The 15,261-nt window shown below is 36.6% G+C and carries 15 protein-coding genes and 1 other annotated feature; of the genes, 2 read left to right on the top strand and 13 right to left on the bottom strand.

The genetic code is table 11. The annotated features are described in order from the left end of the window. Positions 1 to 100 precede the first annotated feature (100 nt). Positions 101 to 466, top strand: a complete 366-nt coding sequence (locus CBF30_RS01420; RefSeq protein WP_126822027.1) for a DUF4828 domain-containing protein — start codon at positions 101 to 103, stop codon at positions 464 to 466. Between the two features lie 73 nt (positions 467 to 539). On the opposite strand, the gene CBF30_RS01415 is transcribed toward CBF30_RS01420, so the two are convergent. Next, the gene (locus CBF30_RS01415; protein ID WP_126822025.1) at positions 540 to 995 is read right to left on the bottom strand and encodes an Lrp/AsnC family transcriptional regulator; all 456 of its coding nucleotides are present in this window, start codon (positions 993 to 995) and stop codon (positions 540 to 542) included. 258 nt (positions 996 to 1,253) lie between these two features. On the opposite strand from CBF30_RS01415, the gene CBF30_RS01410 reads away from it, so the two are divergent. Beyond that, entirely contained in the window at positions 1,254 to 2,645 is a 1,392-nt protein-coding gene (locus CBF30_RS01410) for an aspartate ammonia-lyase (protein ID WP_126822023.1), read from the top strand. 91 nt (positions 2,646 to 2,736) lie between these two features. Here CBF30_RS01410 and CBF30_RS01405 read toward each other — a convergent pair whose 3' ends face one another. The 12 genes from CBF30_RS01405 to ftsE form a co-directional block, all read right to left on the bottom strand. After that, complete coding sequence (locus CBF30_RS01405; RefSeq protein ID WP_126822020.1) at positions 2,737 to 3,558, bottom strand: Cof-type HAD-IIB family hydrolase; 822 nt, start codon at positions 3,556 to 3,558, stop codon at positions 2,737 to 2,739. 123 nt (positions 3,559 to 3,681) lie between these two features. Next, on the bottom strand, positions 3,682 to 4,929 hold the full coding sequence (gene pepT, locus CBF30_RS01400) for a peptidase T (protein WP_126822018.1): 1,248 nt from the start codon (positions 4,927 to 4,929) through the stop codon (positions 3,682 to 3,684). Between the two features lie 29 nt (positions 4,930 to 4,958). Then, complete coding sequence (locus CBF30_RS01395; RefSeq protein ID WP_126822016.1) at positions 4,959 to 6,614, bottom strand: peptide ABC transporter substrate-binding protein; 1,656 nt, start codon at positions 6,612 to 6,614, stop codon at positions 4,959 to 4,961. A gap of 59 nt (positions 6,615 to 6,673) precedes the next feature. Then, positions 6,674 to 6,938: a binding site (T-box leader), on the bottom strand. Between the two features lie 72 nt (positions 6,939 to 7,010). Next, the gene (phoU, locus tag CBF30_RS01390) at positions 7,011 to 7,682 is read right to left on the bottom strand and encodes a phosphate signaling complex protein PhoU (RefSeq protein ID WP_126822014.1); all 672 of its coding nucleotides are present in this window, start codon (positions 7,680 to 7,682) and stop codon (positions 7,011 to 7,013) included. Between the two features lie 15 nt (positions 7,683 to 7,697). Continuing rightward, positions 7,698 to 8,450, bottom strand: coding sequence for a phosphate ABC transporter ATP-binding protein PstB (pstB, locus tag CBF30_RS01385; protein ID WP_126822012.1), 753 nt, complete (start codon positions 8,448 to 8,450; stop codon positions 7,698 to 7,700). Positions 8,451 to 8,461: 11 nt separating this feature from the next. After that, the gene (pstB, locus tag CBF30_RS01380; RefSeq protein ID WP_126822010.1) at positions 8,462 to 9,271 is read right to left on the bottom strand and encodes a phosphate ABC transporter ATP-binding protein PstB; all 810 of its coding nucleotides are present in this window, start codon (positions 9,269 to 9,271) and stop codon (positions 8,462 to 8,464) included. 16 nt (positions 9,272 to 9,287) lie between these two features. Then, entirely contained in the window at positions 9,288 to 10,172 is an 885-nt protein-coding gene (gene pstA, locus CBF30_RS01375; protein ID WP_126822008.1) for a phosphate ABC transporter permease PstA, read from the bottom strand. Further along, positions 10,173 to 11,093, bottom strand: a complete 921-nt coding sequence (pstC, locus tag CBF30_RS01370; protein WP_126822006.1) for a phosphate ABC transporter permease subunit PstC — start codon at positions 11,091 to 11,093, stop codon at positions 10,173 to 10,175. 20 nt (positions 11,094 to 11,113) lie between these two features. Beyond that, the gene (locus CBF30_RS01365; protein WP_211340459.1) at positions 11,114 to 11,965 is read right to left on the bottom strand and encodes a phosphate ABC transporter substrate-binding protein PstS family protein; all 852 of its coding nucleotides are present in this window, start codon (positions 11,963 to 11,965) and stop codon (positions 11,114 to 11,116) included. Between the two features lie 165 nt (positions 11,966 to 12,130). Further along, positions 12,131 to 13,579, bottom strand: coding sequence for a cardiolipin synthase (gene cls, locus CBF30_RS01360; protein ID WP_126822004.1), 1,449 nt, complete (start codon positions 13,577 to 13,579; stop codon positions 12,131 to 12,133). Between the two features lie 106 nt (positions 13,580 to 13,685). After that, positions 13,686 to 14,570, bottom strand: a complete 885-nt coding sequence (gene ftsX / locus CBF30_RS01355) for a permease-like cell division protein FtsX (protein ID WP_126822002.1) — start codon at positions 14,568 to 14,570, stop codon at positions 13,686 to 13,688. Beyond that, positions 14,563 to 15,249, bottom strand: coding sequence for a cell division ATP-binding protein FtsE (gene ftsE, locus CBF30_RS01350; protein WP_126822000.1), 687 nt, complete (start codon positions 15,247 to 15,249; stop codon positions 14,563 to 14,565). Before ftsE ends, ftsX begins: the two co-directional genes overlap by 8 nt. Positions 15,250 to 15,261: the final 12 nt, after the last annotated feature.

Genomic DNA, 15,261 nt, shown 5'->3' with positions numbered 1-15,261 from the left:
TTTTAACGTTTCTGCATACCTTTTCATTTCCTAAAAAGATAGCTTTTACTATCTTTTTTTCAAGTAACTACTTATAATAAAGAAAAAAGGAGTGAAGTTTATGCGGAAAAAAATCCCTTTCATCTTTGGAGTGTTACTCGCTTCTGGCGTCACAAGTCTTTCTTATTTCAAAAAACGTAACGATGCAGAAACTAAAAAAATTTTGGAAAGCTTTGTTGGCATATGGTATTATGTTGAAAAACATCAGCGAATCCAACACACCTTATCTTTCACCTCAGATTTTACTTTGCTACTAGATGAAAAACCACTCCAAGTTACGCTGATAGAAAAAACAACTCAACACCTTATTTGGCTTGATTCTTATGGGTATCGTCTTATCCTTCGCAAGAGCACACAAAAAAAATATTCGTTTTATGATGAAGCTGAAGACGCTTCGTACCAATTAGTGACTCGGCACAACACATAAAAAGAGGTGGGACAGAAGTTGCTTCTGCTCCCACCATTTATTATGCTAAAAAGTCTGAAACATAACTTAAATGTTATGTTTCAGACTCTTTTTTATCATAGTAAGTCATTCCCCTTCTCCTCACTGGAGTAGAGAAAACAATCTGAGTATACGTTTTTCCGTACTTTTGCAGCAAACCAATAAATTGATCTAACTCATCTGTGCTTGGAAAAACAACCTTAAGTAACATCGCGTATTCTCCCGTTACACAATCACATTCTAACACATTTTGACACGAATCTATAAATGGATAAAACGAATCTTTTTGTTGCGGATCAATTTGGACACTAATAAACGCTTTAATATGAAACCCGATTTTTTTATAATCTACTTCAATCCCGTATGAAGTGATAATCTTCTCCTCTTCTAGTCGATGTATTCGCGCTGATACGGCTGGTGAAGATACAAAACAGCGTTCTGCGATCTTCTTTAATGACATTCTTGCATTTTCATTCAAGCAATTCAAAATCTCTTTATCAATTTGATCCATTCACTTACTCACCTCTCTATACAACCTTATGTTAGATATTAGCACATGAACTTTAAAAAAAGAAGTAATTATTCTTAAATTTTTGAATATTTATTTTATTCAAGGCTGAAGAAAGCAAACATCCCCTTGCTAAAAACTTATAAAAACAAACCCTGACTTCCTGTAAATATTATATTTTTCACTAAATCGATATATTTATATACACAAATATATTGGTGTGATATCTTTTTACATATACTAATAAAGGTGAGGTCCTGTATGAGAATTGAAACTGATAGCATTGGTCCAAAAGCACTCCCCTGTTCTGCTTATTATGGGATTCATTCATTAAGAGCTAGAGAAAATTTTCCACTTTCAAGCGATAACTTACATCCCATTCTAATCAAAAAAATCGCTCAAATAAAGCTAGCCGCTGCAAAAGTTAATGCTCAAACAAACCAACTTTCCCTAAAAAGAAGTGAAGCGATTATTGCCGCATGTACCGAAATCATCCTTGGAAATTTCCATACCGAATTTATTGTTCCGGCTATCCAGGGTGGTGCTGGAACCTCTGCTAATATGAATGCTAATGAAGTAATTGCCAACCTCGCTTTGGAAAAACTAGGATTTGAAAAAGGCTCCTATAAAAGACTGCATCCAAATGACCATGTCAATATGAGTCAATCGACAAATGACGTTTTTCCAACAGCAGGAAAACTTACTTTTTTGGAGTTACTTCTGCCATTAAAAAAGAACTTGACCCTTTTAATTCAATGTTTTCAACAAAAAGCTCTTGAAAGTCGTGGCATTCTCAAAATGGCTCGTACTCAACTGCAAGATGCAGTACCCACAACTGGTGACCGAATGTTTGATGCCTACGCTCAACTAATCCGTCGTGAACTAAAACGAATCGAATTGGCTGAAAAAGAGTTGCATATTTTAAACTTAGGTGGAACGGCTATTGGTAATTCCATCAACGCAACAAAAGCATATGTCCAAAATATTATTCCAGAACTTAGTAAAGTTACAGGAGAAGATTTAGTCCCCGCGCTTGATTTGGTGGATGCTACTCAAAATCTTGATGGATTTATGCAACTTTCCCATAGCTTGAAAGGACTTGCGATTTCCTTATCCAAAATTTCAAATGATTTACGCCTTCTTTCTAGCGGCCCAACTGCTGGTTTACAAGAAATAATGCTGCCAAAACGTCAAGCAGGATCGTCTATTATGCCAGGTAAAGTTAACCCCGTTATCCCAGAAGTCATCTCTCAAGTTGCTTATCACGTCATTGGTACTGACACAACCGTTACAATGGCTGTTGAAGCGGGACAGCTAGAACTCAACGCCTTTGAGCCTATTATTTTTCATGATTTATTCCAATCAATTGAATTACTCACTCAAGCAACTCAAATTTTCCGCACACACTGTATTGAGGGGATTGTCTTTAATGAAGAACATTGCCAACAGATGTTAGAAAGCAGTCCGGTTCTAGCGGTTGTTTTAGCCCCACATATCGGCTATGAACGAGCTAGTAAACTTGTCCAAAAAGCCCATCATTCTGGAAAAACTATTCCAGAATTATTAACAGAAGAGTTACATTACTCTCCCGAAGAAATAAAAAAAATACTTATACAGTCTCATTATCCAGAGAAAACTAGCGCACAAATGTAAGCTGAAAATAAGAAAAGTGCCAAACAAAGGGAGTATTCCTTTTGTTTGGCGCTTCTTTTATTTCGTACTTTCACTCTTCAGACCATTTCGTTTAAATTAAATGGTAGCTTTCAAACGCGTGCAACAAGCCGTCCTCACTAGGTGCAGTGGTTACAAAATCAGCCCTCGCTTTTAATTCCTGGTGCGCTGTTCCGACAGCAATACCAATATCACAATAGGCAAACATCTCCAAATCATTTAGTCCATCCCCTATAGCAAGCGTTTGATTTTGGGGATGTTTGAGATGCTTTAACAAAAAATCAATTGCTGTTGCTTTATGAATACCAGGAACCATCATTTCCCCGCTGTTTTTTCCAAACGCTGGCACGGTACACTGAATCACTTCAAATTCACCATCAAATTCTTGTTTAATTTTTTTAAAATCAATCGCAGGATTCTCTAAAAAGCAAACTTTATTTACATCATCTCGGTATAAATTCTTCTCTCCAAAGATCAAGGCTTCCATAAAAGGGTGACTCTCTCCCTTTACTCCTTCTTGACCATAAAAAAGCAATTCTAGACGCGGTCTCAAGTTATGACTCGCAAATAATCCTCCGTTTGATTCCAAGTAAAAATCAATTTGCTGCTGATTGAAATAATCTACCATATGCTGAACTTGCTGTTTCGAGACTTTTTTGTGATATAAAACTTTCCCATCCGACTCGATATATCCTCCTCCAGCACCGATAATACCATCAAAGCCAATCGCTAAGATGTGGGGGAAAATCTCAGGTTTGGATCTTCCAGTACACAAATAAATTTTGTGCCCATTTTTTCTCGCTTGTTGACACGCATAGATAGCGGTCTCTGCCACTTTTTCTTTCTCATCCACTAAAGTACCATCTATGTCTAAAAAGATAAGCTTTTTCTCCATACTTCCACCCACATTCCTTTAATTGTACTTTTATTATAATACAAAAAAAGTTTGCACCTGTTTTTTTATTTAAAACTAGTTTTTTAAATAAATTAAAAACGAAACCCTTGTTAGGGTTTCGTTTTAGCTTTTATTTAGTCCGTTACTTGCTGTATTCAAACGAATAATTTCCACAACCGTTTGAATGGTTTTCTCCATTGCTTCCACACTAATAAATTCATATTGACCGTGGAAATTTTCTCCGCCGGTAAATAGATTTGGGGTGGGGATTCCTTTATAAGAAATCTTTGAACCATCTGTCCCTCCTCTAAATGGCTTGATAATTGGTTCAATTTCCAAATTTTTCATAGCTGTTTTGGCTAATTCAACGGGATAAAAATCTTTTTTGATAATCTCTGCCATATTATAATATTGATCAAAAATCTCGATTTTTAAAAGTTCTCTACCTAAGCGTATATTTATTTTTTCTACTTGCTGTACTAGAAACTCTTTCCGTGCTTGAAACTTTTGTGTATCATGGTCCCGAATAATATACGTCAGTTCTGCATGGTCAATCGTTCCGTTAAATTTGGTTAGCAAATAAAACCCCTCATACCCTTCCGTTTTTTCTGGAACTTCTTCTGGCGGAAGTAAAGAATCTAGCTCTTCCCCTAATTTTATTGCTTGAATCATTTGATTTTTAGCAGTACCTGGATGAACACTGACTCCCTCAATCGTAATATGTGCTTGGGCAGCATTAAAGGTTTCATACTCAAAATGTCCAATGGTCCCACTATCAAGTGTATAGGCATACTTAGCTCTAAAATGCTTGGCGTCAAACAAATCTGCACCACGCCCAATCTCTTCATCTGGTCCAAAGGCAACCCTAATCTCTCCGTGTGGCCGTTCTGGATGTTCTAGATAATCACTTAACGCTCCAATAATTTCTACAATTCCTGCTTTGTCATCAGCCCCCAAAAGTGTCGTACCATCAGTTGTGATTAAGGTCTGTCCAATGTAAGTAGTGAGGTTTGGGAAGACGTCAGGAGAAAGAAAGATGTTTTTTTCTTGATTCAAGCATAAAGACTCTCCTTGGTAGTTTTCATGGATTTGCGGCTGGATATTCTCTGCCGAATAGTCCGCTGTATCTAAATGAGCTATAAAGCCAATCACGGGTCCGCCTTCTTCTACATTTGCCGGAAGCGTAGCAGTTACAAAACCATTTTGTTCATTATATTCAATTTCTGCTAGGCCCAACTCCTTTAAATCCTCTACCAACACTTGGGCAAATGCTACTTGTCCAAGTGTTGTAGGTACTGTTTTACTCGCTGCATCTGAACGTGTATTTAACTTTGCATACCGAATAAATCTTTCTGCTATTGTTTCTGCCATTCATTTTTCCTTCTTTCACACATTTTCTGTTAGTTGCCACGCAAATATGCTTCCCTAAAATTAAAGTAATCGCCATATAAATGATACTCAATTCCCTTAATATTTGAATTGATCAAATAATTAGAAGCACTTTGGTACAGTGGGACTTGAGCTGCATCTTCTTCAATAAGGATTTTTTCCGCTTTTTTGTAATCTTCAAATTGCTTATTACTATCGTTTGCGTCCGTTGTTTTAGCCGCTGTTACTAGTTTATCATATTCAGAATTGTTGTAGCTGCCATAATTGTAAGCAGATGCACTTTCATACAAAATAAAGTACATAGACAAGTCATTGTCCCCCGCAATCCACCCCGAAAGAGAGAGCTCATAGTTTTTATCTCGGCGGGACTGATTGACATTATTTTTAGGTTGGGTACTAATTTCAATTTTTAGCCCTTCTAAATTTTCTTGAATTTGACTTTGAATAAATTCGGCGACTTTTTTAGAATTATCATCATCCGCTACAAGTAAAGTTAGACTGATATTTTTCCCTAAATTAGCTTGTGCCTTTTTCCATTCGCTTTTCGCTTTATTCTTATTGTACTTCATATAGGTTCCACTATATGTTCTAAAATCTTCTTTGGTTTGCGCATTGCTTGCTAGTTTTGCTGGTATTAGGCCATTAAGCGGTTTAGAACCATCATTTAAAACGTTTGTACTCAAAGCTTCCTTATCAATTGAATAAGCAATTGCTTTTCTTAACGCTTGATTGGCAAGAGGGGTTCCGGCTTTTTTGTTGAAGTCGATGAAATAATTTGCAATATCTGTATGCGTCACAAAACTATTTTCACTTGCATATTGCGGAACAAACTGTCCGCTAATTTTTTGTAAATCTAATTTATTTGTATGGAACAAATCAATCCCAGTATTTTCTTCTTTGATTGTTGTTCCGTCAATTTTTGTTAGCTTCACTTTACTTGCATCATAATACGCTTTATTTTTCTTAAGTGTCCAAGAATCACTGGCCTGTTTCCAGTTTTCAAGTGTGAACGGACCACTATAAAGCAAGTGTTCACTATCTACTCCATAATTTTTCCCTTGGGCTTCTACATACTTTTGTTGTTGTGGTGCTAGCCAACCAATTGAAATCAACGTTAGAAATGAAGGCTGTGGTTGCGATAATACTACTTTAAATTCTGTTTTAGACGGTGCAGATATTCCCAATTCTGAAATATCCTTTTTCCCTAAACGAATCTCTTTACTATTTTTAACGTTATCTAATAGATAAGCATTTGCTGCTCCATTTTCAGGATTGACCAGTTTTTTCCACGCATATACAAAATCTTCTGCAGTAATGCTCTCTCCGTTACTCCACTTGGCATCGGAACGGATATGGAAATCATAGTTTAAACCATCCTTACTTATGTCAACTTTATCTGCAATTCCAGGTACGGGTGTACTATTTTTATCTAAGCGATATAGCCCTTCAAACAAATGTTGTACAATCGTAAAGGTATTTTTATCCATCGTTTGAGTTGTATCCAGTGTGGTTAACTCTGCAGGCAAGCTTACTGAAATTTCTTGTGTTTTAGCCAGTTTAGACTTCGCTGTTGTACTTTCCTTTGTAGTACTATTCGTTTGACCACACCCTACCATTATGCTAAGAATGGCAAGTAATGCTGTAAAAAAACCGATTTTTCTTTTCATCTAACTTCCTCCTTCAATTCCATTAATTGTTTTGATACAACAAAAAAGCTTTCATCCTAAAAAAGGACGAAAGCTTGCGCGCTCGTGGTACCACCTTCATTGATTGTAATTTAGCTAAACGATTACAACCCACTTGTTATTCCAATACACTTTTGTATATTGTAGCGCGATAACAGGCGCACCTGAAACAACTTTACCCACTAAAAAGCTCAGCTGTCCATGCTACGAGACCATCTTCTACCAAGAATAGTTTGCTTATTTTCACCCAACTAAGCTCTCTATAAAACTATTACTATAGTGTACTCTTCTCATCATTGCATTTAAAACAATTAATTTCATTCATAATAAAACGAATTATATGGATTGTCAAGATTAAAGAACTGTTTCATTTTGAACTTATTTTTTTTGATTCACATTTAGCTCAGAAATTTTCCCTGTTTTTAAATATACAATCCATTCACAGATATTCGTTACATAATCACCAATACGTTCCAAGTAACCTGCAACTTGTAAATAATCGGTTCCACCAATCACTGTTTCTGGGTGTTTTTCCATAATTTGGATGCTCTCTGCATAGATTTTTTTGAAAAAATGATTGACATGTTCATCGCTTTTTGCAATCTTACGAGCTGCTTTAGCATCCGATTTTACATAAGCCATAAGCACTGCATCAACCATTTGTTTTACATTTTCTGCCATTTCGTAGATATCGGCTTCTACCTCTGGAATCCGTTTGTTGCCTTTTACACGAATAGTTGATTTGGCAATTGAAACCGCGTGATCGCCCATTCTTTCTAAGTCAGAACTTGCTTTCATAACCGTTACAATCATCCGTAAGTCTTTGGTTACAGGCTGTTGCAACGCAATCATTTCAAAACTTTTCTTTTCAAGTTTGAGCTCTCTTTTATTTATACTTTTATCGCCCTCTATAACTTCTTGAGCTAATGCTTTATCATGATTCACAAATGCTTTCACTGACTTATAAATGGCTTCACTAACAGCCATCCCCATTTCATAAAATTGCGTGTGTAACTTAGTTAAATCTTCATCAAATTGTGATCGTAACATACGATTTCCTCCTCATTATCCAAATTTTCCAGATATATAATCTTCCGTTTCCTGACGGTCAGGATTTAAAAAGATTTTCTTAGTATGATTATGCTCAATTAAATCGCCATTTAAGAAAAATGCTGTTTTGTCCGAAATTCTAGAAGCCTGTTGCATACTATGCGTGACCATAATCATCGTATAGTGCTCTTTTAGGTCAACCAACATATTTTCTATTTTACCACTTGAAACTGGATCTAAGGCACTAGTTGGCTCATCAAGTAAAATAATATCAGGCTGAACAGCAAGTACACGGGCGATACAGACTCTTTGCTGTTGCCCTCCTGAAAGTGACAATGCACTTTTATGCAGTTTATCTTTTACATCATCCCAAACTGCTGCCGCTTTTAAACTTTCCTCTACCACTCTATCCAGTTCTTGTTTGTCTTTTTTGCCCGCAAGCCGAAGACCATAAGTCACATTATCATAGATTGAAAACGGAAATGGATTGGGTTGCTGGAATACCATCCCAATTCTTTTTCTAAGTTCAACAGTATCTACTTTAGAGCTGTAAACATTTTTCCCTTCAAAAAGAACCTCGCCTGTAATGCTAACCGTACCAATCAAATCATTCATACGATTGAGTGTACGGAGGTATGTCGATTTCCCACACCCAGAAGGACCAATCAGTGCTGTGATTTCTCCTTGATCAAATCCCAAAGTAACGCCGTTTAACGCTTCCTTTTTCCCATAGAAAAGATGCAAATCTTTTGTTTCAATAATTGACATATTTGTCCCTCCTAACCAAAATGTCCAGAGACATAATCTTCTGTCGCTTGAATTTTTGGACGTGTAAAGATTTTTTTCGTTTTATCATACTCCAATGCCTTCCCCATATAGAAGAATGCTGTGTAATCACTAATACGAGCTGCTTGCTGCATGTTATGCGTTACTATGACAATGGTATAATTCTCTTTTAAATTAATTAAGGTTTCTTCCACCTTACTTGTTGAGATAGGATCCAAAGCACTAGCGGGCTCATCCAGTAGCAAAATATCTGGTTTCATTGCGATTGATCTAGCAATGCATAGCCGTTGTGCTTGTCCTCCTGATAATGCCAATGCACTTTTGTGCAAATCATCTTTCACTTGGTCCCATAAAGCCGCTTGTTTTAAACTGGTTTCGACAATTTCATCCATTTGCTTTTTATCTTTCATTCCGTGTTGTTTTAAAGCAAATGTAATATTTTCATAAATCGATTTACTAAAAGGATTAGGGCGTTGAAAGACCATGCCTATATGCTTTCTCATTTCATAGACGTCTACATTTTTTGAATTGATGTTTAGCCCTTCGTAATTGATTGCACCTGTTACACGTGTATTGGGGATTTCATCATTCATTCTATTTAGCGAACGTAAATACGTGGATTTTCCACAGCCTGATGGTCCAATTAAAGAAGTGATTTTTTTTGCTTCAAATTGAAGTGAAACACCTTTTATCGCTTCATTTTGCCCATACCAAACATGTAAATCTTCAGTATCTAATGCAATATCATGTTGAGCTTGATCAAGTGTAATAATATGTGAATCTGTTAAACTATATTCTTTCATCCCAACTTCCCTACCTTTATGCAGATGTTATTTTTTTGTGAATTCTTGCTCCAATGAAACGAGCAAAAAAGTTAAACAGTAATACAGCAATAATCAATACAGCAGATGCTCCAGCAGATACTTGGGCTCCGTCTGGCATGTTTCCTTCACTATTCACTTTCCAAATATGTACTGCCAATGTTTCAGCTTGCCTAAAAATATTGAGTGGGCTCGATATACTAAACGGATTCCAATTTGAAAAATCTAGTGCAGGAGCACTTTGCCCAGCAGTATAAATCAATGCTGCTGCTTCTCCAAAAATACGTCCAGCTCCTAAAATAATCCCAGTTAAAATCCCAGGCAAAGCTTCTGGCACAACCACCTTGGTTACTGTTTCCCAGCGGGATAAACCTAAGGAAAGTCCTGCTTCACGTTGAGTAAAGTGAACCGCTTTTAAAGACTCTTCAACATTTCTTGTCAAAAGTGGCAGATTAAAAAAAGTCAGCGCAAGTGCGCCAGATAATATAGAAAAACCCATTCCTGCTTGAATGACAAAAATTAAGAAACCAAAGAGACCCACCACAACTGAAGGTAAGGAACTTAAAATTTCAATCGAAGTTCTAATAACATCGGTTATCCAATTCTTTTTTGCATACTCAGAAAGGTAAATTCCTGCCCCTAGAGAAATGGGGACACTAATAATCATTGTAATGATTAAAAGATACGCAGAGTTGAATAATTGAATGCCAATTCCGCCACCTACTTCGAAAGATTTAGCAGGAGAAGTTAAAAAATGCCAGGAAATATGAGGAACACCCTGTACAAGAATGAATAGTAACAAACTTGCCAAAATTAACACAATAATCGCAGAGATAGTGTATAAAACAGTAGTAGCAATTTTATCGATTTTTTTTGCAGACATTTACTTCATCGCTCCTTTCTTTCCAATCAAGCGAATCACAATATTAAAGAACAAGGACATCAGTAGTAAAATCAACGCTAAAGACCATAATATATTATTTTCAAGCGTTCCCATTACCGTATTTCCAATCCCCATCGTAAGAATACTTGTTAAAGTAGAAGCAGGAGTAGTCAAGTTTTCAGGAATTAGTGCAGCATTCCCTATCACCATTTGAATCGCTAAAGCTTCCCCAAATGCTCGTGCCATCCCAAAAACAACTGCTGTTAAAATACCTGGAACAGCTGCGCGCAATACTACTTTATAAATAGTTTGCCAACGAGTTGCACCTAAAGCAAGAGAAGCTTCGCGGTAATATCTAGGAACTGATTTCAAGGCATCTACCGTCATGGAGGTGACAGTAGGTAAAATCATGACAAATAATACAAAAGTTCCAGCTAAAATACCAAATCCAGTTCCTCCAAAGACTGAGCGTACTGCCGGTACAATGACTGATAGTCCAATAAAGCCATACACTACAGAGGGAATACCAACCAACAACTCAATAACCGGTTGCAGTACTCTTTTCCCTAATTTCGGGGAAATTTCTGTCATAAATACAGCAGCACCAATTGCAAAAGGTGTTGCCACAATTGCAGAGAGGAAAGTGACAATAAAAGAACCTGCAATCATTGGTAACGCTCCAACAATAGGCTTTCCATCTGTCCCCACCGCACTAGGATTCCATTCACTTCCGAATAAAAAAGAACTCAACTTTACACCATTTTTGAAAAAAGGTGTCACTCCCTTACTCGCTACAAAATAAAAAATAGCTAAAACTACCAAAACAATAAATGAAATACACAACAAGCTAAGCGCTTTTCCAAAATGCTCTAATTTCGCTTTCTTCGATTTTTTGAGTAGTTGGCTACGGATATCTTCCAAAATTATTTCCCCCTTAATGATTATTGCTTCAACTGCTTAACTGTTCCCGAGGCATCTTTTTCTACCTTCATTTGTGAGATTGGAATATATCCCAACTTTGGAACTAGTTTGTCTTGAACAGTATCCGAAAGAATATATTCTAAAAAGTCTTTTGTAAGTCCTGTTGCTGCTCCTTTGGTATACATATGCTCATAGGACCAAATGGGCCAAGCATTGGTTTTCACGTGATCCTCATCTGGCTTCACCTGATCAATGGAGAGCGCTTGTACACTACGATCAATATAGTAGAAAGAAACATAACTAATTGCCCCAGGTGTCGAGCCTACAATTTGGCGCACCATTCCAGTTGAATCCTGCTCTTGTGCTCGAATAGACGTTTTCCCATTAAGAACAATCTTCTCAAAGGTATAGCGACTACCACTGCCGGCAGCACGGTTGATTAAAACAATGTCTTGATCTTTCCCACCAAGTTCTTTCCAGTTGGTGATTTTACCTGTAAAAATCGCAGCCAAGTCTTTCATTGATATATTCTTAATTCCTACATTTTTATTTACAATCGGTGCAAGTCCAACGACCGCTACTTTATGATCAACCAGCTTGCTTGCATCTATTCCGGTTTTTTCTTCTGCAAACAAGTCAGAGTTTCCAATATTGACAGCACCTGACTGGACTTGGCTTAGGCCAGTACCACTCCCGCCACCTTGGACATTAATGAATTTTCCAACTTCCTTACTACTATACTGTTCACTTGCTGCCTCAACTAGCGGTTGCATGGCTGAGGAACCTACTATATTTATAGACTGACCTTTGTCGCACCCAGCCATCACAAACAGTCCTGTAATTAAAGCGGTTAATCCGATAATTTTTTTCACAAAGGAATCCTCCCAATTTCTTTTTTACAATATTTTTACATTACCTTCTTAACATATAGGTCATATTAAAAAAAAGCAAGTATTTCTATAGAAAAATTTAATTTTCTTCAAAAAAAGAACAATGATTGTTGTGAGAATACCGACACAGCAGTCATTGTTCAATTTTTATAATAGTGGTGAAATCAAACGTGCTAATCCCTCTTTAATCTTAATGATAAAACCACGTTTACGATATATTTCTTTTGTTAACACTTTTGATTTTTTCGAATCCTCTAAAAAGGCATTTTTAACCTCTTGAGCGGTTTCTTTACTATATACTACTGCATTCACTTCAAAATCTAAGCGGAAAGAACGAATATCAATATTGGCTGAGCCAACTGATACTACTTCTTCATCCACAATCATTGTTTTCGCATGGATAAAACCATTTTCATAAGTCTCAATAATTGCACCTAAATCTAGCAACTCAGCAGCAAAAGAATACGTCGCCCAATATACCAACATATGATCTGGTTTATTGGGAATTTGTAAGTGAACCTTTACCCCAGATAACATCGCGAGCTTCAATGCCTCGTGGATTGAATCATCTGGAATGTAATAGGGGGTTTGAATCAGTATTTCTTTTTTTGCTGTATTAATCATTTTCAGATAAACCATTTTGATTTGTTCGTGTTCGCTATCTGGGCCACTTGTCACAATTTGAATATCCTTGTTTCCTGTCGATAAAATGACAGGAAAATATTCCGGTTCAATCGCTGCTTTAGGCTTATGCTGTGAATTCCAATCCATTAAAAATCGATTTTGCAGTGAATAAACAGCTTCTCCGTAAATTCTTAAGTGGTTGTCTCGCCAATAGCCAAATTTTTCGACTTTCCCCAAATACTCATTGCCGACATTAAAACCACCGGTATAACCTATTTGTCCATCAATTACAACAATTTTCCGATGATTTCGGTAGTTCAATCGCGGGTTGATGTAAGGTAAAAATATTGGGAAAAAATCTTGGATTTGTCCTCCAACATCCTTAAGTGGCTGAAAAAAATTTTTCCCGACTCCTGTTGAACCCCAAGCGTCAATCAAAAGTCTAACTTGTACCCCGCGTTTAGCTGCTTTGATCAAGGCATCGCGCACCTTTATGCCTAAATCATCATTTCGATATATATAGTATTGAATGTGGACATGATGTCGCGCATTCGCGATATCTTCTAATAAAGCATCAAACTTAATCGTACCATCGGTAAACAACTTTACTTCATTATTTGTTGTAAACAAAGAGTTATCATACACCGTCATCATATAAATCAGTTGTTTGGCATCTACAGTCTGCATGTTAGGCAACGGAAAAGTCCCATCTTGCAGCTTTTTCTTTTGATTGGCGAGCTCTTCTTGCAAACCAAGACGATCTTGCAAGCGCAAATCAAAGATTCGATCTTTCGAGATTCCTCTTCCAACAAATATGTACAAAATAAATCCCACAATTGGAACAAACATCAAGACCAACAACCAAGCCCAAGTTTGAGCTGTATTTTTTCTTTCCAAAAAGATAATAGCCAAACTCAACAATAGGTTTAAACAGAATAAAACTGTCAAATAATTTTCTGAAATAAATGTCATATTCTTCCTACTTTCCCAAACAATATCATTCTTTTATACAATAACGAACTATTAAGAAAATGTAAAGAAAAAGTGAACAGGTTGCTCCTGCTCACTTCTATTTTCTTTATGTTCTCAAAAATCTTCTCATAGATAGAATAGATCCCAATGACCCTATGACAACTCCAATGGCTAACATCAGGAGATTCACTTTAAAAATTAATTCGTTGGGGGCAATCAAAGAGTAATTCGATGTAATCAAACTTTTATTAATAATCAAAAATGCTTTTGTATAACCAAAACTCATCAAGAGAATAGGGACAACCGCACCTAAGACACCAATCCAAGCACCTTCGAGGAAAAATGGCCAGCGAATATAACCATTTTTGGCACCAACTAAACGCATGATTTGAATTTCTCTTTTTCTTGATATAATCGTAATCCGAATCGTATTTGATATTAGGAATATTGCAACAAAGAGTAATAAAATCGTTGCTCCAGTGCCCCATTTTTTAATACTATCAGACATTTTTAAAATTTTATCAGAAGATAAACCACCATAATCAGCCTTGAACACATTATCAAGCTTTTGTGCAGCCTGTTGAACACTCTTTGTTTCGTCAGGAGTTTTGACACTTAAAATGTATACGTCATAAAGTGGATTATTATCCCCATCAAACAGTTTCCAAGAATTTCCTAAGCTTTTCACTAATTTCTTATATTGATCTTCACTACTAGAATATTTCACATTTTTTACGTTGGATATTTTTTCCAGCTGACTTTCTAGTGTCTTCATATCTTTTTTAGACGTTCCGATATGTACAAACACAGAAACATTGACATTTTTTTCAACATCTTGAGCTACCTTGGTAACATTTAATATCAAAGATAAAAATGCCCCCACTAATACTAATGTAACTGTAACAGCACTGACAGAAGCAATCGTCATCCAACCATTACGCTTTAAGCTTTTAAAACTTTCTAACAAGTGACGGAACATCCTTCTAATCATCGTAGCCGTATTCCCCCTCACTTTGGTCACGAATAATGCGCCCATTTTCAATTGCTAATACACGATGACGAATCGAATTCACAATCGTACTATTATGTGTAGCCATTACTACTGTCGTTCCTTGGGCATTGATTCTATCCAAAAGTTTCATGATTTCCCAAGAATTATCTGGATCCAAGTTTCCAGTTGGTTCGTCTGCAATTAAAACTTTAGGCGTATTCACTATGGCACGGGCAATAGCAACACGCTGTTGTTCCCCTCCTGATAGTTCGGTTGGGAAAACACGGACTTTGTGACGTAATCCAACTAAATCTAATACTTCCATTACACGACGTTTGATTTCTCTAGGCTTTTTGCCAATAACTTGCATCGCATAAGCAACATTTTCATATACTGTTTTTTTAGGCAATAACTTGTAATCTTGGAACACAACGCCAACTTCTCTTCTTAAAAGAGGTATATGTTTATTTTTAATTTTCACAAGGTCATATCCACAAACATCTAGTACCCCTTTGTTTGCCTTCTCCTCGCGGTACATTAACTTAATAAACGTTGACTTTCCTGCACCACTTGGTCCTACAACATATACGAACTCTCCTTGATCAATGCTGACAGAGATATTACGAATTGCCGTAGTTCCATTGCTATATTTTTTTGCAACATCTTTCATTTCAATCATTGGTAATCTCCC

This window comes from Vagococcus entomophilus, from assembly GCF_003987595.1.
Classification (GTDB): domain Bacteria; phylum Bacillota; class Bacilli; order Lactobacillales; family Vagococcaceae; genus Vagococcus_E; species Vagococcus_E entomophilus.
This window is presented reverse-complemented; position numbering and strand designations above follow the sequence as displayed.